Raw genomic sequence first — 25,534 nt, 5'->3', positions numbered from 1 at the left:
TAGAAAGAAAAAATCATGTCACAACAAGAAGAAATGAAAAACCTAAGCCTACTAGGCAACAAAGAAACCAACTACATTTTCGAATATCAACCAGAAGTCCTCGAATCCTTTGACAATCGTCATGTGGAAAATGACTATTTCATCAAATTTAACTGTCCTGAATTTACCTCACTTTGCCCAATCACTGCTCAGCCAGACTTTGCAACTATCTATATTTCCTACATCCCTGATAAGCTCTGTGTTGAGTCAAAATCCCTCAAACTCTACCTCTTTAGCTACCGAAACCACGGAGATTTCCACGAAAACTGTATCAACACCATTGGGAAAGACTTGGTCAACTTGCTAGGCCCTCGCTATTTAGAAGTCTGGGGAAAATTCACTCCGCGCGGTGGCATTTCAATCGACCCCTACTACAACTACGGTAAACCTGGAACTAAGTATGAAGGATTGGCAGAACAACGCCTCTTCCAACACGACCTCTATCCAGAGAAAATTGACAACCGTTAATACTCTTCGAAAATCAAATTCAAACCGCGTCAACGTCGCCTTGCCGTACTCAAGTACAGCCTGCGGCTAGTTTCCTAGTTTGCCCTTTGATTTTCATTGAGTATAAACAGATAAGAAAAAGCCCTGTTCCTCAAATCGAGGAGCAAGGCTTTTTGAGTTTCAATTATTCTTCTGTTCCAAGGAAGTTTTTAGCAACAAGGGCTGCAAGAATCCCACCAACGATTGGAGCAAGGATGAAAATCCATACTTGTTGAAGGGCTGAGCCACCTACCAAGACAGCTGGTGCCAAGCTACGAGCTGGGTTTACTGAAAGTCCAGTAATGTTCAATCCCACAAGGATCATGGCCATCAAGGACAAACCGATTACCAAACCAGCAATCGCTCCATTGCCCTTGCTTTCTGAAGTCACGGTCATGATAACCAAGACAAACAAGAAGGTTGCGATTGTTTCAAACAAGAAACCACCAAAGACAGTGACACCGTTTGCCAAGGCATTTTCACCAAGACTAGTAGTTGACATCCCTGAGTTCGCCAAGAGGAAGAATAGCGCAGCTGATGCAAGGAAAGCTCCAACTACTTGCCCAAGGATGTAGTTAACAAGCTCCGAAGATGACAAACGTTTGTTTATAAACATAGCGATCGAAACCGCTGGGTTCAAGTGAGCACCTGAAACAGTTCCGATTGAGTAAGCAGCAACCACGATTGCCAGACCAAAGGCAAAGGCGATTCCAAGGTGACCTAAGCCATCAAGACCATTTCCAAAAACAACAGCTCCTGTCCCAATGAACACAAGCATGAAAGTACCGATTAATTCAGCAACAAATTTTTTCATTTTCTTTCTCCTTTTTTCAAAAACTAGATACTAGTCTATCAAAAGTAGGAAAGGGTTTCAAGAAAATTGATTGGAAATTTCAGGTTAAAATTCTGTAAAAACGGTAGTGTTTATTTGAAACATTTTTTTCAAAGGTGTATACTAATAGCGTAGTTTTGATAGGGGTTACAAAACCCATTATAAAAGCTCATTTGTAAACCTTTGCTGTTCTTTTATGAACGTTTGAATGGTATCGTGAATACCAAGGAGGAATCATATGTCTAAAGTTGCTATTGTCACAGGTGCAGGTCAAGGAATCGGTTTTGCAATCGCAAAACGATTGGTTCAAGATGGCTTTAAGGTAGGAGTCTTAGACTACAATCCCGAAACAGCCGAAAAGGCTGTTGCCGAATTATCAGCTGAAAATGCCTTTGCTGTCGTAGCTGATGTTTCGAAACAGGCAGAAGTTGCCCAAGCATTTCAAAAAGTTGTTGACCATTTTGGTGATTTGAATGTTGTCGTAAATAATGCTGGTGTTGCTCCAACTACTCCTCTTGATACAATTACTGAGGAACAATTTACACGTACTTTCGGTATCAACGTTGGTGGTGTCATTTGGGGGTCACAAGCTGCACAAGCGCAATTTAAAGCACTTGGCCACGGAGGTAAAATTATCAATGCAACTTCTCAAGCTGGTGTAGTCGGTAATCCAAATCTAACTGTTTATGGTGGAACCAAATTTGCTGTTCGCGGAATTACGCAAACATTAGCCCGTGATTTAGCAGACTCAGGTATCACTGTTAACGCCTACGCACCAGGTATTGTTAAAACACCAATGATGTACGATATCGCTCATGAAGTTGGTAAAAATGCAGGAAAAGATGACGAGTGGGGTATGCAGACATTTGCAAAAGATATTACCCTAAAACGCCTATCTGAACCAGAAGATGTGGCTGCTGCTGTCAGCTTCCTCGCAGGACCAGATTCAAACTACATTACAGGACAAACCATTATCGTTGATGGTGGTATGCAATTCCATTAAGATACAGGAAAAGAGGTTGGAAAATGATTCAACCTCTTTTATTAGTTTTCATTATCAGGTAGGAGGATACAATAGAAACCCTATTACTAAGTAATACTAGTTAATCCCTAATATTGAAAAGATTGGATAGCTTCTTTCAAGTCATCTTGTAAACTATTTCTCTGGTCAAGTTGGACATAGACTTCCAACAGACAGGATCTAAAGTTGGAAAATTTGTAAAAATCCTCCCTTTCTTCTATCGGAAAATCAACCGTTTTTATCCAAGCAGTTACTTGCTCTTGCTCCAACTTCCCTTGTAAAATCGGTTCATAAAGCACTCTTGCTAAACGCCAATCTTCATCATCTGTAAAACGAATGGTAATTCTTTTAAACAGTTTGCCAAGTATGTCAAATACTTCATGAACTCTGTTTTTAGGAAAGTCTGGATGACAAACTACCTCTGTCAGTAAATCGGCTCCATGTGCAAAAGCGTGAACCCAACCATACTGACTTGAAAAACCTGTCGTGTCCTTTTCTTTTGAAAGATAGTGCAAACCTTGATTTAAAAGGACATTGCGAATTTCTGCTTTTAATCCCTGATAAAAAACCGATTGCTGGTTGGCATCTGCAGACAAGAGATTTGCATAAATAAGCGCCCTAAAAGAACGTTCAAGGGTTGACAGGCCTACCTTATCAATCTCTTTATCTAACCCTCCATCAGATGAAATCCCTTCAGCAATGAAATGAAATTGTTCCTGTGTAAATAGCTCTTCCTGAATCCCTCTAGCAAAGCTTGTAAAAACAAGGTCATCACGAATTTCTGGAGAAGGATCTCCCAAATGATCAAGCAACCACTGGATTTCTTCCTCATGATAACTTGGTCTTTCTTCAGATATTTTTCTGAGTAACTCTTGATACATGGTCAATACCTCTACATTTCTAGCAACTTGATATAATCTAGACCCCATTTCTCGACAGCATCTAAAACAACTCTGAATTCCTGCCCCATTTCAGTTAAGCTGTACTCAACTCGTGGTGGAACTTCGGCATAGACCTTTCGTTGAACAATCTTATCCTTTTCTAATTGACGGAGATGACGGGTCAAAATAGTTTGAGTAATCCCAGGCAATAATCTCTGCAATTCTTTAAATCGTTTGGTACCCGTACTCAACTGATAAATGATTACCAGTGCCCATTTCCCCGTTAAAACCCTCTGCGTTGTTGCAAATGGACAAATACCATACTCACTCACTTTATTTGTCATAAAATATCTTCTTTCTATTTTTTAAAAAAAAATTTATCTTTTAGTATCAATAAAAGTACCACTTTTGATACTAGCTATCAAAAAAGTGTCTACTTGTTTTTTTGTTTGTAACTGTTACAATTATATCATAAAAAAGAAATGGAGAATATATATGTCAACAAACTTAGAAATTTTCAATGCTTATAACCAAGCTTTAATTGCTGGTGACTTTCCTGGTGTCTTTGAAACGATGGCAGACGATATTGTCTGGCATCAACCTGGTAATCATAGTATATCTGGTACAGTTGTTGGTAAGGACAAGCTAGGAACTCACCTGGCTACATTTGCTGAGAAAACTAATGGAACCTTTAAGGTGGTAACAAATTGGGTTTCTGACAATAAGGATTTAATCGCAGCCAATGTTACTTTTCTTGGAACACGTGCTGATGGTACTGAACTCAATATGAACGGGATTGACCTCTTCCGCATTGAAGACGGAAAAATCAAAGAAGTTTGGCTCTTCTCTTCAGATCAAGCTGAAGAAGATAGCTTTTGGGGATAATTAAAGAGGCCAGAACAAAAAATTTTGATTTTAGGAATTCTTTATTCTAAATTTTTAAATCAATAGATTAGATAAAAAAGCGAACAAGACAGAATTCTGAGTGTCAGATAACTCGTTTTGTTCGCTTTTTATATTTAAGGTTAGACTTTTGTCCCAGACTCTTTTAATTTACTCTCCCAACTGGGCACTGTAGGCGATAATCTGATCAACTGTGTCAGACAAGAATTGGATTGTATCACGGAGTGGTTTATCTGTTGAAATATCAGCTCCGATAATCATAGCTGACTCAAGCGGTGTCTTGCTACCACCCGATTTGAGGAGATTGAGCCAATCTTCAGCTCCAGTTTCAGAGTTTTTAAGATGGAGGTAACCTGCAGTCGAGATGACTAGCCCTGCTGAGTAAGTGTAACTATACAAGCCCATGTAATAATGAGCTTGGCGCATCCAAGTCAGAGCTGCATCATCGTCAATTTCAATAGCATCTCCCCAGAAATCGGTCAAAACTTCCTTCATAATGCTGTTGAGCTTACTTGCTCCGAAGGTTTCTCCTTCTTCAATCAGTGTATACACCTTACGCTGGAAGGCTGCTTCCAAGAGGTGGGTAATAAAGTTATGGAAGTAGGTGTCTGTCAAGCGGTGAGCCAGAGCGAAGCGTTTTTGACGAGGGTCGTCAGACTGGTGCTCCAAGTAATCACTTAAAAGCAATTCATTGAAGGTTGACGGCGCTTCGACATAGTAAGTCGACATGTGGGCGTTGAAGTAGCTTTGGTGATTGTCTGAAAAGATGAATTGACCAGAATGCCCGATTTCATGAATTAAGGTATAGACATCGCTCAAACGACCTGTCCAGCTCATGAGGACATAAGGGTGGACACGATATGGATCCGCCGCATAACCTCCGGAATCCTTGCCACTGTTAGCAGCAAAGTCTACCCAGCGCTCTTCTTGATAGCGAGCAACTTCCTGACAATATTCTTGTCCCAAAGGTTCTACCGACTTCATGACCAAATCATAGGCGTCGTCAATGGTCACTTGAGGATTGAGGGCACTATCCAAATCCAATTTCCAGTCTGCAAAGGTCATCTTTTCAAGACCATTTACCTTGGCAACATGCTTGAGGTATCTCTGAGCAACGGGCGCAAAATCCTTCATGATGAGGTCAATCTGGCGGTCAAACATGGCACGGTCCACTTCTTGTTCAGCCAGAAGATAGTCAAAAACAGAGTCGTATCCCTTCATATCTGCCAATAGTTTTTCAGACTTAACCTGAGCTAGATAGGCTGCAGCAGCCGTATTTTGGTGCTTACGAAGTCCTTCTGAGAAGGAACGGAAAGATTTCTCACGAACCTCAGCGTCCTCATGATTTTGGTAGAAATTCTCATAAGTCACAAAGCTGTTTTTGTAGGTCTTGCCATTGACTTCAAAGTCGGCCATTTCAAAATCCCCAGCTCGCATCTTAGTGTAAATATCCTGCGGACTGTAGAAAACCTCGCCGAGATTGGTCAAGGCCTTCTCCACATCAGCCCCTAAATAGTGGGCTTTTTTTATTTTGGCCTGACGAATGGCAGCTGTTAAATGAGGCAATTTACCCAAACGGTCCAAGACTTCCTCATCTGCTACCATCAAGGCATCGTCAAAGAAGGTCAGAGCTACGCTGGCGTCTGTTTCAAATTCCATCCCAGCTTGGGCAATGTTGGCAAATTCGTCATTGCTATAGTCTGTCGTCTGAGGCATAAAGCCATAGTTGCCAATATGGCTCATCTGAATGTAGATTTGTTCCAATTCCGCAAAGGCCTTCTCGAAATCTTCAAAAGTGTGAAGATTGCCCTTGTAATCACGGCTAAATTGATTGATGTCTTCTCGAGCCTTCTCGATTGCACGCAAGAAATCCTCACGGTCTTGGTATAGGGCTGTTAAATCCCAAAGTTCCTTCTCTGGAAATTCTGAACGGTGTTTTTGTTCCATTTTCTTCCTCTTATTTCTCTAATTCTAATAAAACACTAAGGGCTGATAAGGCGTAAAGCGGTGCTGTTTCTGCTCGCAAAATACGAGGACCAAGACCTGCCAAGACTGCTCCCTTAGCTTCAAAACTCTCGATTTCTGCAGGTGACAGACCACCTTCTGGACCAAAGATAAAGAGCAATTTGGCTCCCTTCTCGAGTCCATTAACTGCTTGTAAAAGCGCAGCGGCTTCTCCTTCTTTGGCCGACTCTTCATAAGCCACTACGATAGAGTCAAATTGGTCCAGTTGAGCTAGAAAGTCTGATTTTTTCTCGAAAAGTGTGACACTTGGTACTAGATTACGCTTGCTTTGTTCTGCTGCTCCAAGGGCAATTTTTTCTAGTTTTTCAATCTTTTTACCCAATTTCTTGCCATCCCATTTGGCGACCGACCAATCGGCAGGGAAGGACCAAATCTGGCTGGCGCCCAGTTCAGTTACTTTTTGAGTGATAAACTCGAGCTTGTCGCCCTTGGGAAAGCCAGATGCGATGGTCACTTGGATTGGTAGTTCCACATTGTCATCTAGTTCTTCTACCAATTCAAACTGACGGGCTTCCACATCCAGCACACGCGCCAAACGCTTGATACCATCATCAAAGACTAAGGTCACCTCATCATCTTCTTTCAAGCGCATAACCTGAAACATATGCTTGCTGGTTTCCTTGTCCTCGATGGTGACAGGAGAGACTGCACTCCCCTTGACAAAATACTGCTGCATGCTAGCCTCCAATCACACCGGAAATATCCTTGGTTTTCTTAAAGACACAGGCATTCCATTCCCCTTGAACCATGTGAGTTTCGAGGAAAAATCCAGCTGACTCAGCCGACTCGCGCACCATGTCCCACTTGTCCTTGATAATGCCACTCATGATGAGGTAGCCTTCATCCTTGACCAAGCGGTAAGCATCATCCGTCAAATGAATAAGGATATCCGCCAAGATATTAGCCACAATCACATCTGCCTCAATCTCAACTCCCTTAAGCAAGTCTCCTGCTGCTACATGAATGTTTTCCATACCAGGGTTGAGCTCAATATTTTCCTGAGCAACACGAACTGCCACATCATCCAGGTCGTAGGCAAAGATTTCCTTGGCACCAAGTAGCGAGCTGGCAATAGAGAGAACCCCTGAACCAGTACCCACATCTAGCACTGTTTCCCCACCACGAAGAACCTGCTCCAAGGCAAAGAGGCTCATCTTAGTGGTTGGATGGGTCCCCGTACCAAAAGCCATACCTGGATCCAGCTTGATAATCTTTTCCCCAGCAGTCGCCTCATAGTCCGTCCAAGACGGCACGATGGTCAAATCATGAGTGATACGAGCTGGCTCATAGTATTTCTTCCAGTTGTCCGCCCAGTCTTCCTCAGCCAAGGCAGTCGTCCCCATTTTGACCTCTCCCAAATCCATAAAATCTGTTAATTCAGCTAGGCGAGCCTGCAAATCTGCCTCAACTGTTGCTATATCAACCGTATCAGGGTAATAGGCTGTCACAACGATTTCTTCTTGTTGCTCGACCTCCGGGAAAATCTCGCCGAAGCGATCAACATTTCCCACATAGTCCATGCTGTCTTCAATCGCAACACCTTGCGCTCCCAACTCAATCAAGAGATTAGAAACTAACTCCTCTCCCTCACGCTTAACTGTAACTTTTAACTCTTGCCATGTTTCCATAAATTTTTTCCTTATCAATCTATTAATTCTTCTAATTCTTTTAAAGTTCTTCCATCCTGATCTTTCCAATCAGTTCGACCGTTCGTTTGCATACCCAGCAAAAAAGCCGCTGCATAAGAAGGGCTAGAAAAGAGTTGTTTTTCTCTTAACACTCCATCTTGAATGACCCGAGAAGCTATTAAATTCTGACGCATTTCTTTTAAACTTGCTGGAAGGTATGGAGAATCCTTTATTTCTACTTGACTTCCTTCTAAAACAACAAAACCTTCAGTTGTCCGTTCACAAGTTGCTTCTATTACTTTGTTAGATTTCTTAGTTTTACGCTTTAAATAAAGATAAGTTGAATGATTATCAGTCAAATCTTGACTAACTTCCTTTGTCATTGGAACAAAAACACGATAACCTAGAGTGCCGATAATCATTAGCGTATTTTCAACAATTTCATCCAGTTCAGATTCCTTTTCCTCAGTTACATTACCAGGATTTGGATCATTCCCATTTTTCACAATGTAGCGACCAGCTTCTTTAGCAAGTTGAGTAAATTTATTTTCCAAATAGCTAATTTCTGTTGGACCGAAAGAATTGTTTTGAGTTGTTAGAATGATGACATCATTAAAATAATCTGCATGAGTATCACGGGTATGCTCTTGAATTCGCAACAATACCCCTTCACCATTTTTCCGAGTTGTCGCCTGACCAATATAGGTCACATCTTTCTGTTTATCTTCATCTCGACCAAATAAGAAATAAATACCACTTTGTTTCATTTCATCACGCGACTTTAAATCTCCCAACTGAATACGAGGTATTTTGTAAATCACTCCCGTCCAATTTGACAAAGTACATTTGATTTTTCCAGTCACTTCACCATCCATGAGAAACATATTGATATTTTTGCTACGCTTCGCCATTTATCAAACTTCCTCCATATAATCTCTCACTCTATCTTGCAACTGAGGTACAGCTTGACTGGAGCTAAGAAATTCCTCGACATTCATCAGCTGATGGCCCTGTCCTTCATCTCCAAAGGTAATATTGTCAAATTGTTCTTGTCTTAGCTGACCAACCATAAAGACAGAGTACCGACCTTCATAGAGCACACTTGGATAAACCCTACTCCAAAGCAGACAATCTTTAGTCAGATGAATTCCCAGTTCCTCAAAAACTTCACGCGCCACGCACTCAAAAGGACTTTCATCACCTTCACGTCCACCGCCTGGAAGTTCCCACATATTGGGCCAGGGAATGCTTGCCTTATCATCGCGTAAGATAGTCAAAAGCTTATCCCCACAAAACAAAGCAATCTTACAGCCTGTGAAATCAGAAATCTCTATTTCCATGTTAGACTCCTTCGGTTAATTCCTTCTCTAGCTCGGCTAACCAGTTTTGATAATAGCTTTTCTCATCCCGTAACATCCGACTGCTATTCATTTTCTGTCTAGCAATCTTCATAGCCTTGTGAGTTTGAACTACATCTTTCTTTACCTTAAATTGATACCAAGCTTGAATGACCTGCATATCTGCTGTTTTTAGAGATAAAAAGGATTTGACTCCTCGAATACTTGCATATTCTTCCGCCTTCTTATTATCTCCTTCCATCAGAGCAACTTGAAGAAGGTATAATTGAGAACTAGTTTTAGACATTGGATTGTCTGTTTTATCTAACACAGACTGAAACTGTTGCTTTGCAAGTTCTATATTATCATCCAATATGAATACCAACCCCTGAAGAGTCTGAACACTTTCTGCAAAACTCCCTCTCACCTCCTCATCAACAGGCATGATAAAGTCTTTTAAATCATATTCTTGAGGAGCTAGCAAGGTCTGGGCAGAATGCCTCAACATCAGGTAGGCGTATTTCGTATTTTCAGGGTGTTGTAGCAATTCCCAAATTTTTGCTCCATCGGTGATGCCGACTGGCAAAATGTTATTTAGGAAGAAAGACAAATTAAGAAAAATCCAAGTCCCTGCAAAATACCAGCTTCTTGTCAAAAACCCAAACACTATCGCCAATAATATCAAGCTGAGATGAACCATCAAGCCTCCTGAAAGCATCAGGATGATGCTTTGATCGCTTTCATCCTCTTTTAAACCAATGTATTGAGCACCAACATTTTTCAGAATGGCTGTTCTACTAAGACGAAACTTGCCTGACTTTTTGGTCAAAATAAAATGTCCTAATCCAAAAGCCACCAGCCGATAGCCTGTCAAGTAGCCACAAAAAGCATGTCCCAGCTCATGAAGAATAAAGATTAAATACATGCTTAGAAGAGCGAAGGCATAACCAAAAGTAAAGACTAAAACTGCGGAATACCCCAGCTCTGCAAATGCGATTGTTCCACAAGCAAAAGCCAGCATAATAAAGACAACAGCTAGCACATAAACCAAATAAATCCCAATTTTCTTCATAAAATCTCCAACCAACTCCTAGTATCTCGGATAAGGGTAAAATTCTCCCTCTTCCAAGCCTGCTTTTCCTTCTTCAAAGACTTCTTGGTTCCATTCCATGACAAATTCTTCTGCTTCTGGGTCTCCCAAAAAGTCCATGAGGGCATCTAGTCCAACCTCGGCAGTGTCTTTAAGGAATAGAGCAAAATAAGCTAAAAATTCACGAGAAAATCCTTTTTTAGGCAAGTAAGGGATGACAGTCAAATAGTCTTCCTCATTGACTGTTGATTTGGCAGGATTGTAAAAAAGCACCGCTTCTTCAAAGAGAATGTCATCTGATGAAACCTCTCCATCTTCATCCACCATCTCCACACCTGCAGCATTTTGCGCTTCCAATAGAAAACTCACTTCAACCGCGTGGTTACGCTTGTCCCAACTAATCTCAAAGTCAAAGGGAAAGTTCTTCTCCAACTCTTCCTCTAAAACATCTAAAAATCCATATGTTGCCATTTTGTCCTCTTTCTATGCGACTCTTAAATCGCCCCGATTGCTCGGAAATATGCTAAAATAGATACTACCATCTTACCACATATACATCAGAAAATCCACGTTAGAAAGGACTGCTATGCCAGACAATCTCGCGCTTCGCATGCGCCCTAAAACCATCGACCAGGTCATCGGTCAGGAGCATCTGGTCGGGCCTGGAAAAATTATCCGCCGCATGGTGGAAGCCAACCGCCTGTCTTCCATGATTCTTTATGGACCTCCGGGAATAGGCAAGACCAGTATTGCCTCAGCCATCGCTGGGACTACTAAGTATGCCTTTCGAACTTTCAATGCGACAGTTGATAGTAAAAAGCGACTGCAAGAAATTGCGGAAGAGGCTAAATTTTCTGGCGGTCTCGTCCTATTACTAGACGAAATTCATCGACTTGATAAAACCAAGCAAGACTTTCTCTTGCCTCTCTTGGAAAGTGGACTGGTCATCATGATTGGGGCTACGACTGAAAATCCTTTCTTTTCTGTCACTCCTGCCATTCGCAGTCGTGTTCAAATTTTTGAGTTGGAACCTCTGTCTAACCAAGACGTCAAAGAGGCTCTTCAGATAGCTCTAAATAACCCTGATCGTGGTTTTGATTTTCCAGTAGAACTAGATGAGGATGCGCTGGATTTCATCGCAACTTCTACAAACGGAGACCTGCGCTCTGCCTTTAACTCACTGGATTTGGCTGTTCTCTCTACCCCTGAGAATGATAAGGGCATCCGCCATATCACTCTAGACATCATGGAAAATAGCCTGCAGCGGAGCTACATTACTATGGATAAGGATGGAGATGGTCACTACGATGTTCTCTCAGCCCTGCAAAAGTCCATCCGTGGCTCAGATGTTGATGCCAGTCTTCACTATGCTGCTCGCTTGATTGAGGCTGGTGATTTGCCAAGTCTCGCTCGTCGCTTGACTGTTATCGCCTATGAAGATATCGGTTTGGCCAACCCTGAAGCTCAGATTCACACCGTGACTGCTCTGGATGCTGCCCAAAAGATTGGTTTCCCAGAAGCCCGCATTCTCATTGCCAATGTCGTCATTGATTTGGCTCTTTCTCCAAAATCCAACTCAGCCTATGTAGCTATGGATAAGGCACTTGCTGACCTCAAAACATCAGGGCACTTGCCTATTCCGCGACACCTGCGTGATGGACACTACAGCGGAAGCAAGGAACTAGGGAATGCCCAAGACTATCTCTATCCACACAACTATCCTGGAAATTGGGTCAAGCAAGACTATCTACCAGAAAAAATTCGTAATCATCACTATTTCCAAGCAGAAGATACTGGTAAATATGAACGGGCTTTGGCTCAAAGAAAGGAAGCTATCGACCGTTTGCGAAAAATCTGAAATCCTTTTCAAAAAATTGCACTTTCCTCTTGATTTTTTTTGAAAAAGTGGTATTATATAAACATAGAAACGCTGTGGTGTACGACTTCACACTTAAGTGTTGACCGACTATTTTTTGTATTATTAGGGAAACAAAAGTCTTCTAACAGCATGTAGGCCGTCTCACACGGAAACAGCTTCAGTTAGAGCGAGTTGCCCACCTGCTTAATTGCGCGGGTTCAATACAAACCGTGAAGTTTCGGCACCAATACAGCTTTTTTCTTTGCCTCCTTAGCTCAGCTGGCAGAGCAGCGGACTCTTAATCCGTGGGTCACAGGTTCGATCCCTGTAGGGGGCATCTAAATACAACAGGAAAAAGCCTTGTAAATCAAGGCTTTTTTTTGCTTGTCTATAACTGATTTACCCCATCATTTGTCCCACATTTTAAATCTATCTTTTCTTTTTGAATCAAATTACATCTTTACAAATAGTGTAAAGCCAGTTACTTTTGCTTTGATTCCATACAATATTTTCATGTAGAGAAGACAAATTTTATCTTCTCTTTTTATTTTCAAAATAATAAAAACTGATTTTCTTTTCATAAATCAGACTGAAACTTCCAAATTTTCCATTTAGTTTATTGATATTTCCTCTAAAAAGGTGTATAATATTTTTATTATCAAACTATACTATATAACAGGATGGTATTGAAATGAAATTTTCTAATCGTTTATCGCTATTCCTTGCAGGAGTTATTTTTGTCCTTTTAGCACTCTTTCTATTTACAGACCCAGTAGCTAATCTTGTTGCTTACAGCTGGTGGATTGCATTTGGTTTACTGGTTGCTTCTATAGCAGCTATTTTAGGCTATTTCTCTGTACCAAAAGTGCTTCGCTCACCAGCTCATCTTTTCCAAGGGATTGTTAATCTTCTCTTAGCTCTTTACCTCGTTGCCTATGGCTTTGTGACGCTGCCAGTTGTCATTCCAACTATTTTAGGAATTTGGTTAATTGTAGAAGCCATTATAGCTTTCTTTAAAGGCAATCGTCTGGGATTGATTTTCCCTATTATTGGCAACCATATCATGTGGATAGCGTTGCTTGCATTTTTACTAGGTCTAGTGATTTTGTTCAATCCAGTAGCTACAAGTGTCTTTGTCGTTTATGTAGTTGCCTTTGCATTTTTAATTGTTGGTTTCACCTATATCCTTGATGCCTTTCGTAAATAATCTAGCTGCCATTTTGGGCATATTAAAATAGCTGGGAAGTTACATTCTCAGCTTTTTCTGTTGCCTCCTTAGCTCAGTTGGTAGAGCAGTAGACTCTTAAGCTATGGGGCGCAGGTTCGAGCCCTGCAGGGGGCACATCTAAATCAACAGAAATAAGCCTTGAAACCAAGGCTTTTTTTAACGTCTAATAGCTTTTTGTAGAAAAGTATTTAAAAATAAAAGAGAAGAGAATCTCTCACTCTCTTCTCAGTATATCTTATTAAATTTAGTTTTTCTTAATCTAGCTGATTTTCCTTTGCAACGACAAATTCCTTAACCAATCGATAGATAACAGCAAATATCGGTGTAAAGAATATCATCCCAAGTAAGCCAAAGAGATTGCCTCCAATACTAGCAGCCGCAAGCGTGAAAAGGGCTGGTAAGCCAATAGATTGACCTACAACTCTAGGATAAATAAGGTTTCCTTCAATCAGCTGTATAACTTGATATAGAAGAAGAGAAAGTAAGGCTTGAGTAGGACTCACTGTGAAGATAAAAATCGCTCCCACAACACAAGCAATCATAGGCCCTACATAAGGAATGAACGATAGCACTCCTGCAAAGATACCTGTCATTACTCCATAGGGTATCCCAAACACGCTGTAACCAACCGCTATCATAACTCCTATGATAACTGCTTCAATCAGCTGACTCATCAAAAATTGGTCATAAGTCTCTAGTGCTACTTGTCCAATGTAAGTCAACTTTATCACCACCTTCTCTGGAAGAAAAACTTTTAGAAGTCGACTCGTCATCGCTGCCAAATGTTCCTTACTGGATAAAAATAAAAAGGTGAAGACTATAATCAAAAAGGCATTCATCAAACTTGAAAAAATATTGCCGATATTACTAGTCAGACCTGATAAAAAACCTATCAAAGCTTGGCTAATAGAACTAGATTGTCCCTGTATGCCTGATACGATAGTTGACAACATGTCTTTGGTTACAAATTCCGAGCTGCCTAGCAATTTCCCAAGTTGAGTAAGGACTGTTGAAAGGACTGTTCCCAGCTGACTAATAGTCTGGGCTAGGGTTGGCAGCACCAAAACCAAAAGAGCAATCACGATTAAGATAAGAGCTAGGAAAACAAGTACCATGGCAATCGGACGACGCAACTCTGCCTTTACCTTCAATTTAACTAAGTACTGTTCAATTTTTTTCATAGGAACATTAAGCACAAAAGCAATAACAGCACCATAAATCAAGGTTGATATTACATCAAAGAGAGAGATTGCTCCTGATATAAAGCTCGATGCATTCAGAATTACAAGAGCAACCAGCCCTATAAAAAGTATTAACGGGGTGTATTTTTTTACTAAGTTCATAAATTCTCCTTAATAAACATGTTTAGATACGACTATACTATTTGGTTTTTCAAACTCTCGATTAAGGTAGGCTTGGTAAGTTCCTGGAGCGATAAATCCTTTGGGTGAGAGGATATCGGTGCCAGCCTGACCGACTATGGTATCAGCCAAGAGCACACAGTTTGTAGATAAGACAAAGTAGGATTTAAACTTAGATTTGATAAATTTATAAAGTTCCCCATCTGTCTCATGTCTGATTTTATAAGCGTAGGTGTAGTCTTCCTTACCATCACCTGTCATGATTTTATCTGCACTTGGCTCCCATGGAATCGTCAGTTGTTTCAATTCAGCCAACTTTTTCTGAACTGCTTTTTCCATTTCAGGCGTCAAATCTATCCCATAACCAAAAAGCGTTTTTTGACTCTCACGTTTACATAGGTCAATGTACTTGTCACGATCACAGAAATATAAGACACCATCTCCTACCATGCCAAATAAGGTCTCAGAAGACGGATCATAGTTGCCATAAGAAATAACACGGCCTTGATAGCAGATATCCACATGACCAATTGCCGAAAACAGAGAGGTCTCAGCTGTATGAACAAAAATTTCAAGCTCCGCTGTCTTACCAGACTTCACCATTCCAAGATGGATATCCTCTCTCTCATCAGCATTTTCCTGCATGAATTTGTTGATTTTTGCTAAAGTTCTTGCAGGGATGAGAGCGGCTAGGACAATAGGTAAGCTAATTCTAATGCGACGTTTGAGATGGTTTTTCCCAATTTCCTCCTCAAACAAGAAACCATCACGGATATTGGACACACCATAAAGGAAAAAATAAGCCCCTAATACAAAGAGTTGAAAGACAGAATTTCCTGTAGAGGACAAAAGACTAGTCCCACCAAGAAAAACTAGTACGAGTCCATCTAGTAAGAGACGAAAACGAGGTCGAATTTTGTTTTTGCGGTAGAGAACATAGGTGACAAGGTTAATACTAGCATGAAAAATCTGATAAACTCCAATCACAAGAGCCAAAATATAAATCGGCACATCCGTCGCAAGATTGGAGCCAAGCAAATATCCCAGCACTAACAATTTAACCAGTGCAACTCCCAAGGTGTCCGTTGACTGACTTTTTTTGAAAATACGTAATACTAAATCTAAGACCGTTGCTATCCAAGCTAAAAACAGAACCAGTCGAATAACCTTTACTGGCAACCAAGTCCCCGTGACCATCAAGATGAGACCTAGCAGAACAAACAAGAACCCCTGAGCAAGTAATTTCTTACCTGTCAGACCTAAAGATAGAATTTTCGCCATATAAAAACCTTTCAACAATAAAAATTAAACACTCCGATTAAACTGACTAGTAAATAGCCAACACTACAAACAGCCTGTGCCAGCAACATATGGTGACTAGAAATGACTGTAGTAATGTCACCATCTTGTCTTATGCACTTCTAAAATTTGTTATATTGATTAGAAACCAGAGCTTATAAAAACTAGCTAAACTCGAGAGATAGACACAATTGCGACGAAAAAATGTATAACCAATTCAACTTGTTAAGGTAAGAAAGCATTATTTCCAATCTATTAATTATTCATCTATTACCTATTATGACACAATATTCCCTATAGTTCAACTTTTTACTTATTTTTATATTACACGGACTAAAAAGTTTTCAACAGTTGATTGCATTTGTTTTAATAAGTTTTAACCTTTCTTGGTTAGATAAAAAAAGAACCATACAGTTTAGAATCTGTATGGTTTTTGCCCCACTTTTGTCCCATTTTTAAATCATGACATTGAAAATACCTAAAATCACTTATATTTCAATATTTTTAATTGCTCTCAATATGAAAGTCCTTTCCAAATCCCTGTAGGGGGCATCTACATACAACAGGAAAAACCTTGGAATTCAAGGCTTTTTTGTGTAGTCTTAGCACTAAAAACGATAGAAAAAGCGGCCCTTCTGTACTGACCCCAAAAGTTGGACAGAAAAAACCTAACTTTATGTGGCGCAGTTCATTCGCGCCACATAAAGTTATTTAAGCATCTCCTTTTCTTTTATTGCTATTTTCTGTTATAATAAATCGGACTTATAGAATAGAAAGGACTTGAGATGACAACTCTTGTTAAACATAAACGTGTAGAATTTTCAGAACTTTTTTATGACTTAGTTTTTGTTTTTGCAATTTCAAAAGTAACTACTTTAATCGACCATCTTCATAACGGTATTTTGACTTGGAATTCTTTCCTTGATTTTTTCATTGCTATTTTGGTTCTCATCGATTCCTGGATGATTCAAACCGATTATACCAATCGCTATGGAAAGAACTCTTTATTTAACATAGTAATCATGTTTATCAAAATGGGACTTTTACTCTTTATAGCCAATATGATTGGACCTGATTGGCAACAATATTTTCATTATGTCTGTTGGGCTATTGGTACATTAACCCTTACCTTATTTTTTCAATATTTGGTTGAATTTTTTAGAAAATCAACCGATGATGTTGAACGGGAAAGTATCAAAGGTTTTCTATGGATAACAGGTCTAGGAAGTTTAGGAGTCTATCTAGCAGCTCTTCTTCCTATTTACGTTAGAGTCTATATCTTCTTTGCTAGTATTCTGTTTATCTTTATTATGCCAAGTATCTTGCTTAATAAAGATAAGCATTACCAGGTAAATCTCCCCCATTTAATCGAGCGCATCTCCCTTCTTGTCATTATTATGTTTGGAGAGATGATTACGAATCTAGCTAACTTCTTTACAATCGAGAATTTCTCGATTTATTCGGTTCTTTATCTCATTATTATGATTTCTCTGTTCTTGTTTTATTTTGGTCAATTCGACCATGCTATTGATGAAAAATCTAATCAAAAGGGACTATTTCTAATTTACAGTCACTATCCTATTTTCATTGGACTTCTTATGATGACCGTTTCGATGAGTTTTCTTCAGAATCCTGAAGCTAATCGTCTCTTTGCAACCAGCTTCTCTTATATCGGATTTGGCCTCTTTCAAGCTGCTGTCCTAGTAAATGGGCCCTATAACAAACACTATCTTCGCTATTCGAAAAGTTACTACTATGTCCAAGCGACACTCTATCTGGCTGCCTTTATTCTCTCTTTAATCTTTGCTTCTAATCCTATAATAGTAGTGAGTATAACAACCATTTTAGCTCTAGCTATAGCCATTCATTTTATTTATTTTTATATGACACAGAATAAAAAATATTCCAAATCTAACTGGGGGCTCTTTTAATGAGTTTATAACATAAAAAAGCTTTGGGAACCAAGGCTTTTTTGCTTTCTATCTAAGCTTTTTCATGATGTATTTTCGTACAGGTGCTTCAACCACTTGAACGATTTCAAATCCTTCTTTTTGATAAAGGTGCTGGGCTGCTTGATTTGCTTCGAGGACATTTAAAGAAATACTACCTATGTCTCCATTTTCAAAGATCAAACTAACAAATTTCCTTAAAGCCTGCCTACCTAAGCCTTGTCCCTGTTTCTGGGGGTTGATAAAAAATCTTCCAATATGAAGATTACTGTCTTCTTGCCTGATTTTCTGGATAAGCCCCACAAACTCTTGTCCTTCAAAGATTGAAAAGATTCCTTCCAAATCTTGCAAAACTTGAATTGTCAAGGGAAAAGGAATCATTGGTCCCATCCATTGTTCTTGAAAGGATTTGCCTAGGGAGTTGGACCATTTGCATACGAGCTGAGCGTTTTCTGTGCTCACCTTTTCTTCAAAACGAACTATCATCTTTGCCTCACCATCTTATCTATGTTTCTCCATTATACTACTTCTCCCATTTTTTACGAATAGATAAGTATGATTGATATTTATTTTTTTCTTGTCGGGAGCATTCTCGCTTCTTTTCTTGGTTTGGTCATTGACCGTTTTCCAGAGCAATCCATTATCCAACCTGCTAGTCACTGCGATTCCTGTCAGACTCGCTTGCGTCCCTTAGATTTGATTCCTATTCTCTCGCAGGTGCTCAATCGCTTTCGCTGTCGCTACTGCAAGGCTCCTTATCCTATTTGGTATGCCCTCTTTGAACTAGGTTTAGGACTCCTCTTTCTGGCTTGGTCATGGGGCTGGCTTTCCTTGGTACAAGTCGTCCTCATAACTGCCGGTTTGACCTTGGGTATCTACGACTTTCGCCATCAGGAATATCCCCTACTGGTCTGGATGACTTTCCACCTAATCCTCATGGCTTCCTCTGGCTGGAATCTAGTCATGGTCTTCTTCCTTGCTCTTGGAATTGTGGCTCATTTTATCGATATCCGCATGGGTGCAGGGGATTTTCTCTTTTTAGCTTCTTGTGCTATCGTCTTTAGCGCAACCGAATTACTCATCTTGATTCAGTTTGCTTCTGCGACGGGCATCCTGGCCTTTCTACTGCAAAAGAAAAAGGAAAGACTTCCTTTCGTGCCTTTCCTCTTACTCGCTGCCTGTGTAATTATTTTTGGTAAGCTACTGCTTGTTTGATAAAGTCCTCAATCGGCTCTCCTTGGTGGAGAGCTTTTACGATTTTTGAACCGACGATAACGCCATCTGACACCGCATTGAAGCGTTCTACATCAGCTTGACTAGATACGCCAAAACCTGTCAAGACTGGGATATCGGCCACTTGATGAAGTTGTGCCAAGTGCTTGTCCAAATCTGCGCGGTAATTGCCTGATTTCCCTGTCACCCCATTGATGGCAACCGCATAGACGAATCCTTCTGCCCCATCAATCAACTCTTTCTGACGCTCAAGCCCTGTCGTCAAACTAACTAGGGGAATCAAAGCGATGTCTGTATCTGCCAAATAAGGCTCCACAAAATTGGTATGCTCATGAGGAAGGTCTGGAATGATCAAGCCCTTAACCGCTGTATCTGCCAAATCTTTGACAAAGTTCTCCACACCGTACTGAAAGAGAGGGTTGAAGTAGGTCATGATGACAAGTGGAACCTCTGTTTCAATGGTTTTCAATGTTTCAACCAAAGCCTGGGTAGAGGTCCCGTGGGCTAAACTGCGCAAGCCAGCTTCTTCGATAACAGGTCCATCTGCAACAGGGTCTGAAAAGGGAATACCAACTTCAATAGCCGAAACACCCAAATCTTCTAAAAAGTGAATTGTTTCAGAAAGACCGTCCAAACCTTTTTCGTGGTCACCAGCCATGATATAGGGAACGAAAATTCCTTTTCCAGCTGCTTTAATAGCGTTCAATTTTTCTGTTAGTGTCTTAGGCATAAGTTTCTCCCTTCTTTACTGCATCTGCTTCCAAGCGGTCTTTGACTTGAACCACATCCTTGTCCCCACGACCTGATAGACAGACAATCATAGACTTTTCTGGTCCAAGTTCTTTGGCCAATTTCACTGCGAAAGCAATGGCATGACTCGATTCCAAGGCTGGGATAATCCCTTCCACACGAGACAAGAGTTGGAAACCTTCCAAGGCTTCTTCGTCTGTCACAGGGACATAGCTGGCACGTTTAATATCGTGGTAGTGAGAATGTTCTGGACCAATACCAGGATAGTCCAAACCTGCTGAGATAGAGAAGGCTTCAAGAATTTGACCATGGGCATCTTGGAGCACATCCATGAGGGAACCATGAAGGACACCCGGACGACCCTTGGTCAAGGTAGCTGCGTGGTGCTCCGTATCCACACCAAGTCCAGCCGCTTCAGCCCCATACATAGCTACAGACTCATCTTCTACAAAGGGATGGAAGAGCCCGATAGCATTAGAACCACCACCAACACAGGCTACTAAAGCATCTGGTAGATTTTTACCTGTCAAGTCACGGTACTGTTGTTTAGCTTCTCGACCAATAACACTTTGGAAGTCACGAACGATTTCTGGGAATGGATGAGGCCCCAAGGCAGAACCAAGGATATAGTGGGTATCATCAATATTAGCTACCCATGAACGAAGGGCTGCATTGACCGCATCCTTGAGCACGCGCGAACCGTCTGTCACTGCCTCAACCTTAGCTCCCAAAAGCTCCATACGGAACACATTGAGGGCTTGGCGTTTGACATCTTCCTCACCCATGTAGATAGTACATTCCATGTTAAAGAGGGCTGCAGCAGTTGCAGTTGCCACACCGTGCTGACCAGCACCTGTTTCAGCGATAATTTTCTTTTTACCCATGCGTTTAGCCAGAAGAACTTGTCCCAAGGCATTGTTAATCTTGTGGGCCCCTGTATGGTTAAGGTCTTCACGTTTAAGATAAATCTTGGCTCCGCCGATATGCTGGGTCAAGTTTTTTGCGTAGTAAAGAGGAGTTTCACGCCCCACATACTGGCGCAAAAGTTGGTTTAATTCCTCTTGGAAACTTGGGTCTGCCTGACTTTCACGATAAGCCTTTTCCAACTCCAAAACTGCTGTCATCAATGTTTCTGGGACAAAACGTCCACCGAATTTTCCGTAAAATCCATCTTTATTTGGTTCTTGATATGCCATTCTTTACCCTCTCTATAAATCTTCTAATCTTTTCCTGATCTTTTTGTCCATCTGTCTCCACTCCGCTCGATACATCGACTGCATAGGGAGTAAAATGTTGAATTGCTTTTACGACATTGTCTTCATTAAGCCCACCTGCGATAAAGAAGGGCTGAGTTAATCCAGCCGTATCTAGTTGACCCCAATCAAAGGTTTGACCACTCCCTGCCACAGGGGCATCAAAGAGGAGATAGTCTGCCTGAGAATAGGGCACATGCCCCTCTCCATCCACCTGCACAGCCTGAATGCTGGTGCAAGGCAAATCCTCAAACAAATTATCCGACACCTGACCGTGAATCTGTACCAAGTCCAATCCAACTTTGTCGATTGCTTCTAGCAGTTCTACCCGAATTGGTGAAACAAATACACCAACCTTTTTGACATCTGCAGGAATAAGCTTTGCCAGCTCAGCAGCCTGATCCAAGGTCACCTGTCTTTTACTAGGTGCGAAGACAAAACCGATGTAGTCTGCTCCTGCTAAAACGGCTGTCTCTACTGCTTCTTTGGTGGATAATCCGCAAATCTTAACCTTTGTCAATTTGCAACTCCTTGATTCTCTGGGCTACATCTTCTGCCTGCATGAGAGCTGTCCCAACTAAAATTCCGTTAAAGTATGGTGCTACTCGTTCCGCATCCTGCCCTGTGAAAATAGCAGATTCAGAAATGTAATAGCGCCCTTCTTCAAAGTGCTGAGCCAAGTCTACACTGGTCTGCAAGTCGACTTCAAAGGTGGTCAAGTTGCGGTTATTGACCCCGATAATTTGAGCACCAAGGCGGTGAGCTACCTCTAGTTCAGCTAAATTGTGAGTTTCCACTAAAACTTCCAGACCAAGCTCTGTCGCATAGTCAAAAAGTTCCTTGAGGCGTTCTTCGGACAAGGCTGCCACGATGAGCAAGATAACTGTTGCACCTGCATTGCGAGCTCGAATGATTTGCTTTTCATCTATGATAAAGTCCTTGTTGAGCGTCGGAATGTTTACCTGACTGGAAATCTCCCTTAGATAATCCAAATGCCCTTTAAAGAAAACCTCATCTGTCAAAACTGAAATCATCACTGCGCCGTTTGCTTCATAAGTCTGGGCCTGTTGTACAATATCCACATCAAGATTGATATCTCCCAGACTAGGACTAGCTTTCTTGACTTCAGCGATTACCTGCAAGCGGTCTTGATAATTCTTCAAAAAGTCAGCCAAGCGGTAGGTCTGGCGCAAGGGCTGGATTTGCTCCAGCTCCATCTGCTCGACCTCACGCGCCTTCTGTTCCAAGATTCGTGATAAAAATTCCTGACTCATTTTTGGTACTCCTGTAACAGTCTGAGTTTTTCAAGGGCCTTGCCACTAGCAATCACTTGACGGGCCAAGGCCACTCCTTCCTTGATACTAGCTACCTTACCATTAGCATAGAAACCAAGACCAGCATTTAAAACTGTAGTTTCCAAGAATGGACTTGGTTCGTTTTTCAGAACGCTGAGCAAAATTTCTGCATTTTCCTGAGCGTTTCCTCCCCGAATGTCCTCAATTGCAATGCGTTCCATTCCCAAATCCTCTGGAGTGAAGCTTGACAAGGTGATTTCGCCATTTTCAAGAAGAGCAATATTAGTTGTTCCATTCAAACCAGCTTCATCCAATCCTTCTGGCCCAGCAACCACGATGGCGCGTTTGCGACCCATATTTTTCAAAACCTGAGCTGTGCTTTCTAGGAGTTCTGGACGACTAATTCCAAGAAGCTGTGTTTCCAAAGCCATTGGGTGAATCAGGGGACCAGTCAAGTTCATAATCGTTGGGATTCCCAACTCCAAACGAGCTGGCATGATGTATTTCATAGCTGGGTGCATATTTTTGGCAAAGAGAAAGACGATTCCAGTTTTATCAAAGACCTTACCTAGTTCAGCTGGTTTGAGGTCTAGGTTGATGTCCAAGGCTTCGAGGACATCTGCAGAACCAGATTTAGAAGAAATCGAGCGGTTACCGTGTTTTGCCATATGAACACCGCCACCAGCCAAGACGAAAGCTGCAGTTGTAGAAATATTAAAGCTGAAAGACTTGTCGCCTCCAGTACCACAGTTGTCCATGGCGTCATGGATTTCAGTTGGAATATGTTGGGCATGGCCTCTCATGACTTGGGCAATAGCTGTGCGTTCTTCAGGTGTTTCCCCCTTCATCTTAAGAGCTAAGAGGAGAGAAGCAATCTGTGCCTCTGTTACACGTCCAGTTACGATACGCTCAATGACATCCGTCATTTCCACACCTGATAAATTTTCAAATTTTGCTAGTTTTTCAATAATCTCTTTCATCCTAGTTTCCTCACTTTACAACCTTCTCGATAAAATTCCGAATAGAAGACAAGCCATCTGGCGTTCCGATACTTTCTGGATGGTACTGGAAGCCATAAATTGGAAGATTTTTGTGTTGAATTCCCATAATAGCTTGATCATCAGTCGAACGAGCTGTCACCTCAAAGTCTTCTGGCATTTCTTCAATCAAGATACTGTGGTAACGCATGACCGCACGGCCATCCTCAATGTCTTGATACAAAACAGATGGCGCTTCAAAGCGGATATTGCTCTGTTTCCCATGCATGACTTTGGGAGCCAAGCCTAACTTACCGCCAAAAACTTCTGCGATAGCTTGGTGACCCAAACAAATCCCAAGAATCGGCTTCTTACCAGCAAAGTCACGAATCATATCCTCCATCTTTCCAGCATCAACTGGCCAACCAGGACCAGGAGAAAAGACCAGACCATCTGCTTTTTCAGCTTCTTCATACAGCCTAGGATCATCATTTCTCAAGACCTGCACTTCTGCAAAATTCCCAATGTATTGAGCCAAGTTATAGGTAAAAGAATCATAGTTGTCAATTAATAAAATCATGGTCTTAGTTCTCCAATTCTAGTCATAGATTTTGCTTTGTTAATGGTTTCTTGGTATTCGTTTTGGGCGATAGAGTCGTAGACAATCCCTGCCCCAGCCTGCACATAGGCTCTTTGATTTTTAAGAATCATGGTTCGGATGGCGATAGCGAAATCCATATCACCCGTCGCAGACAAGTAGCCAATTGCTCCTGCATATACGCCCCGTTTTTCTCTTTCCAGTTCATAGATGCGTCTCATAGCCCGAATCTTTGGTGCTCCAGAAACGGTTCCAGCTGGAAGGGTTGATTTCAAGGCATCCATAGCAGTGAGTTCTGGAAGCAAACGCCCCTTAACCACACTGGTCAAATGCATGACATAGCGGAAGAGCTCTACTTCCATATACTTGGTAACTTGAACACTTGCCGTTTCAGAGATGCGGCCAATATCGTTACGTCCCAAGTCTACTAACATTCGATGTTCTGCTGTTTCCTTTTCATCAGAAAGCAGGTCTGTCGCCAAAGCCTTGTCCTCTTCATCCGTTGCTCCTCTTGGTCGTGTCCCTGCAATCGGATTAGTTGTTACGATGCCATTTTTGACAGAAACCAAACTTTCTGGACTGGCTCCAATGATTTGATAATCCCCAAAATCATAGAAATAAAGGTAATTAGATGGATTGGTCACACGAAGATTTCTGTAGAAGTCAAATGGATTTCCAGTAACTTCTGCTGAGAAGCGCTGACTGAGCACGCATTGGAACATATCGCCATTACGAATCAAGTCACGAGCTGTTTCCACCATTTCCTCAAACTTCTGAGGAGCGATATGGGGTTTGAAGTCCAGTGGTGATAAATCCAAGTCTTCAAATTCATTTGGTGCAGGAATGCGTAATTCCGCAAGTACTTGGTTCAAGGCTTCTTCCAAGTCTTCTTGATTACGCTCACTATAGAGAGCATCTTCGATGACATGGATTTTTTCCTTCTTGTGGTCAAAGACCATGTAGCTCTCATAGATAAAGAAATGCATGTCAGGCGTCCCAATTGTATCCTCAGGAATTTGACCAATTTCTTCATAAAGCGAAATCATATCGTAACCAACAAAACCAATGGCTCCCCCACCAAAAGGTAGGTCTGAATGGTGCTGGCTCTTATGAGTCACTTGATAAAGGAAATCCAAGGGATCCCGATCAATCACTTGACCATTTTGATAAAGAACTCCATTTTCAAACTTAATCTCAAAAACTGGATTATAGGCTAAGATAGAAAAACGAGCGGTTTCCTTGTCTCTCGGAATACTCTCTAAGATAACCTTGTGTTGCCCCTTTAAGCGCATATAAGCCAAGATTGGTGATAAGACATCTCCATGAATGATTCGTTCCATTGTAATTTCCCTTTCAGTTCTACTTCTAGTCCGTGGCGACTGTATGAAAAATCCCCACGCAAAATAACTTGCGTGAGGACGAAATTCGCGGTGCCACCTCAATTATAGGATTTCTCCTATCTCTCATTCCTGTCTCAGAAACCTCCTGTAA

The 25,534-nt window shown here is 41.3% G+C and carries 27 protein-coding genes, 2 tRNA genes and 1 other annotated feature (1 of these 30 only partly in view); of the genes, 9 read left to right on the top strand and 20 right to left on the bottom strand.

Annotated elements, in window-relative coordinates; all coding sequences use genetic code 11:
* The first annotated feature begins 15 nt into the window (after positions 1-15).
* Complete coding sequence (queF, locus tag N8M16_RS04440; RefSeq protein ID WP_049546551.1) at positions 16-507, top strand: preQ(1) synthase; 492 nt, start codon at positions 16-18, stop codon at positions 505-507.
* A gap of 163 nt (positions 508-670) precedes the next feature.
* Here queF and N8M16_RS04435 read toward each other — a convergent pair whose 3' ends face one another.
* The gene (locus tag N8M16_RS04435) at positions 671-1,339 is read right to left on the bottom strand and encodes an MIP/aquaporin family protein (RefSeq protein ID WP_004256092.1); all 669 of its coding nucleotides are present in this window, start codon (positions 1,337-1,339) and stop codon (positions 671-673) included.
* A gap of 256 nt (positions 1,340-1,595) precedes the next feature.
* On the opposite strand from N8M16_RS04435, the gene N8M16_RS04430 reads away from it, so the two are divergent.
* Positions 1,596-2,360, top strand: a complete 765-nt coding sequence (locus N8M16_RS04430; RefSeq protein ID WP_000048147.1) for a (S)-acetoin forming diacetyl reductase — start codon at positions 1,596-1,598, stop codon at positions 2,358-2,360.
* Between the two features lie 107 nt (positions 2,361-2,467).
* Here N8M16_RS04430 and N8M16_RS04425 read toward each other — a convergent pair whose 3' ends face one another.
* The gene (locus N8M16_RS04425; protein WP_004256089.1) at positions 2,468-3,259 is read right to left on the bottom strand and encodes a DUF2785 domain-containing protein; all 792 of its coding nucleotides are present in this window, start codon (positions 3,257-3,259) and stop codon (positions 2,468-2,470) included.
* An 11-nt stretch (positions 3,260-3,270) separates the two neighbouring features.
* On the bottom strand, positions 3,271-3,603 hold the full coding sequence (locus tag N8M16_RS04420; protein WP_000182730.1) for a winged helix-turn-helix transcriptional regulator: 333 nt from the start codon (positions 3,601-3,603) through the stop codon (positions 3,271-3,273).
* A 151-nt stretch (positions 3,604-3,754) separates the two neighbouring features.
* On the opposite strand from N8M16_RS04420, the gene N8M16_RS04415 reads away from it, so the two are divergent.
* Positions 3,755-4,144 (top strand): nuclear transport factor 2 family protein, encoded by a 390-nt coding sequence (locus tag N8M16_RS04415; RefSeq protein WP_143952430.1) that lies wholly within the window; start codon positions 3,755-3,757, stop codon positions 4,142-4,144.
* Positions 4,145-4,312: 168 nt separating this feature from the next.
* Here N8M16_RS04415 and pepF read toward each other — a convergent pair whose 3' ends face one another.
* From pepF to N8M16_RS04380, 7 genes are read right to left on the bottom strand one after another with little or no spacing between them, the layout of a single operon-like run.
* On the bottom strand, positions 4,313-6,109 hold the full coding sequence (pepF, locus tag N8M16_RS04410) for an oligoendopeptidase F (RefSeq protein ID WP_261069685.1): 1,797 nt from the start codon (positions 6,107-6,109) through the stop codon (positions 4,313-4,315).
* A 10-nt stretch (positions 6,110-6,119) separates the two neighbouring features.
* Positions 6,120-6,863 carry a 16S rRNA (uracil(1498)-N(3))-methyltransferase gene (locus tag N8M16_RS04405; RefSeq protein ID WP_261069684.1) on the bottom strand — a complete coding sequence of 248 codons (744 nt, stop codon included), beginning with the start codon at positions 6,861-6,863 and terminating at the stop codon, positions 6,120-6,122.
* Between the two features lies 1 nt (position 6,864).
* A complete protein-coding gene (prmA, locus tag N8M16_RS04400) occupies positions 6,865-7,815 on the bottom strand; it encodes a 50S ribosomal protein L11 methyltransferase (protein WP_125425928.1) in 951 nt (316 codons plus the stop codon).
* 14 nt (positions 7,816-7,829) lie between these two features.
* Positions 7,830-8,726, bottom strand: a complete 897-nt coding sequence (locus N8M16_RS04395; RefSeq protein ID WP_084926219.1) for a GIY-YIG nuclease family protein — start codon at positions 8,724-8,726, stop codon at positions 7,830-7,832.
* A gap of 3 nt (positions 8,727-8,729) precedes the next feature.
* Positions 8,730-9,155 (bottom strand): NUDIX hydrolase, encoded by a 426-nt coding sequence (locus N8M16_RS04390; protein ID WP_261069683.1) that lies wholly within the window; start codon positions 9,153-9,155, stop codon positions 8,730-8,732.
* A gap of 1 nt (position 9,156) precedes the next feature.
* Entirely contained in the window at positions 9,157-10,224 is a 1,068-nt protein-coding gene (locus tag N8M16_RS04385) for a M50 family metallopeptidase (RefSeq protein ID WP_215804913.1), read from the bottom strand.
* A gap of 18 nt (positions 10,225-10,242) precedes the next feature.
* Positions 10,243-10,713: a DUF3013 family protein gene (locus tag N8M16_RS04380; protein WP_261069682.1), complete on the bottom strand. Its 471-nt coding sequence runs from the start codon at positions 10,711-10,713 to the stop codon at positions 10,243-10,245.
* Positions 10,714-10,828: 115 nt separating this feature from the next.
* Here N8M16_RS04380 and N8M16_RS04375 point away from each other — a divergent pair, with 115 nt between their 5' ends.
* The 4 genes from N8M16_RS04375 to N8M16_RS04360 all read left to right on the top strand — a co-directional run bounded on the left by N8M16_RS04375 (position 10,829) and on the right by N8M16_RS04360 (position 13,442).
* A complete protein-coding gene (locus N8M16_RS04375) occupies positions 10,829-12,100 on the top strand; it encodes a replication-associated recombination protein A (protein ID WP_261069681.1) in 1,272 nt (423 codons plus the stop codon).
* A 264-nt stretch (positions 12,101-12,364) separates the two neighbouring features.
* Positions 12,365-12,437 (top strand) — tRNA-Lys (locus N8M16_RS04370).
* 354 nt (positions 12,438-12,791) lie between these two features.
* The gene (locus tag N8M16_RS04365) at positions 12,792-13,307 is read left to right on the top strand and encodes a DUF308 domain-containing protein (protein ID WP_000672743.1); all 516 of its coding nucleotides are present in this window, start codon (positions 12,792-12,794) and stop codon (positions 13,305-13,307) included.
* Positions 13,308-13,369: 62 nt separating this feature from the next.
* A tRNA-Lys gene (locus N8M16_RS04360) sits at positions 13,370-13,442 on the top strand.
* 140 nt (positions 13,443-13,582) lie between these two features.
* On the opposite strand, the gene N8M16_RS04355 is transcribed toward N8M16_RS04360, so the two are convergent.
* Together N8M16_RS04355 and N8M16_RS04350 are read right to left on the bottom strand one after the other, a co-directional pair.
* The gene (locus N8M16_RS04355) at positions 13,583-14,671 is read right to left on the bottom strand and encodes an AI-2E family transporter (protein ID WP_042750600.1); all 1,089 of its coding nucleotides are present in this window, start codon (positions 14,669-14,671) and stop codon (positions 13,583-13,585) included.
* Positions 14,672-14,680: 9 nt separating this feature from the next.
* Positions 14,681-15,970 carry a membrane protein gene (locus tag N8M16_RS04350; RefSeq protein WP_001062783.1) on the bottom strand — a complete coding sequence of 430 codons (1,290 nt, stop codon included), beginning with the start codon at positions 15,968-15,970 and terminating at the stop codon, positions 14,681-14,683.
* An 803-nt stretch (positions 15,971-16,773) separates the two neighbouring features.
* Between N8M16_RS04350 and N8M16_RS04345 the strand changes: the two genes are divergently transcribed.
* Positions 16,774-17,919: a low temperature requirement protein A gene (locus N8M16_RS04345; RefSeq protein ID WP_261069680.1), complete on the top strand. Its 1,146-nt coding sequence runs from the start codon at positions 16,774-16,776 to the stop codon at positions 17,917-17,919.
* 48 nt (positions 17,920-17,967) lie between these two features.
* On the opposite strand, the gene N8M16_RS04340 is transcribed toward N8M16_RS04345, so the two are convergent.
* On the bottom strand, positions 17,968-18,423 hold the full coding sequence (locus tag N8M16_RS04340; RefSeq protein ID WP_261069679.1) for a GNAT family N-acetyltransferase: 456 nt from the start codon (positions 18,421-18,423) through the stop codon (positions 17,968-17,970).
* A gap of 69 nt (positions 18,424-18,492) precedes the next feature.
* On the opposite strand from N8M16_RS04340, the gene N8M16_RS04335 reads away from it, so the two are divergent.
* Positions 18,493-19,152 (top strand): prepilin peptidase, encoded by a 660-nt coding sequence (locus N8M16_RS04335; RefSeq protein WP_061588674.1) that lies wholly within the window; start codon positions 18,493-18,495, stop codon positions 19,150-19,152.
* Here the strand turns inward: N8M16_RS04335 and trpA are convergent.
* Genes trpA through trpE form a run of 7 tightly spaced genes read right to left on the bottom strand, consistent with a single transcriptional unit; the run spans position 19,124 to position 25,383 of the window.
* On the bottom strand, positions 19,124-19,900 hold the full coding sequence (trpA, locus tag N8M16_RS04330) for a tryptophan synthase subunit alpha (RefSeq protein ID WP_084924147.1): 777 nt from the start codon (positions 19,898-19,900) through the stop codon (positions 19,124-19,126). The genes N8M16_RS04335 and trpA overlap by 29 nt on opposite strands.
* Entirely contained in the window at positions 19,893-21,116 is a 1,224-nt protein-coding gene (gene trpB / locus N8M16_RS04325) for a tryptophan synthase subunit beta (protein WP_004256047.1), read from the bottom strand. Before trpB ends, trpA begins: the two co-directional genes overlap by 8 nt.
* Entirely contained in the window at positions 21,094-21,693 is a 600-nt protein-coding gene (locus N8M16_RS04320; RefSeq protein ID WP_261069678.1) for a phosphoribosylanthranilate isomerase, read from the bottom strand. Before N8M16_RS04320 ends, trpB begins: the two co-directional genes overlap by 23 nt.
* Positions 21,680-22,447, bottom strand: coding sequence for an indole-3-glycerol phosphate synthase TrpC (trpC, locus tag N8M16_RS04315; RefSeq protein ID WP_261069677.1), 768 nt, complete (start codon positions 22,445-22,447; stop codon positions 21,680-21,682). Before trpC ends, N8M16_RS04320 begins: the two co-directional genes overlap by 14 nt.
* The gene (gene trpD / locus N8M16_RS04310; protein ID WP_261069676.1) at positions 22,444-23,448 is read right to left on the bottom strand and encodes an anthranilate phosphoribosyltransferase; all 1,005 of its coding nucleotides are present in this window, start codon (positions 23,446-23,448) and stop codon (positions 22,444-22,446) included. The genes trpC and trpD overlap by 4 nt, the downstream gene beginning before the upstream one ends.
* 10 nt (positions 23,449-23,458) lie before the next feature.
* On the bottom strand, positions 23,459-24,025 hold the full coding sequence (locus N8M16_RS04305) for an aminodeoxychorismate/anthranilate synthase component II (RefSeq protein WP_261069675.1): 567 nt from the start codon (positions 24,023-24,025) through the stop codon (positions 23,459-23,461).
* A complete protein-coding gene (gene trpE, locus N8M16_RS04300; RefSeq protein ID WP_261069674.1) occupies positions 24,022-25,383 on the bottom strand; it encodes an anthranilate synthase component I in 1,362 nt (453 codons plus the stop codon). The genes N8M16_RS04305 and trpE overlap by 4 nt, the downstream gene beginning before the upstream one ends.
* 71 nt (positions 25,384-25,454) lie before the next feature.
* Positions 25,455-25,534, bottom strand: a binding site (T-box leader) (it continues 146 nt past the right edge of the window).

The organism is Streptococcus mitis (genome assembly GCF_946188375.1).
GTDB classification, from domain to species: domain Bacteria; phylum Bacillota; class Bacilli; order Lactobacillales; family Streptococcaceae; genus Streptococcus; species Streptococcus mitis_CX.
This window is presented reverse-complemented; position numbering and strand designations above follow the sequence as displayed.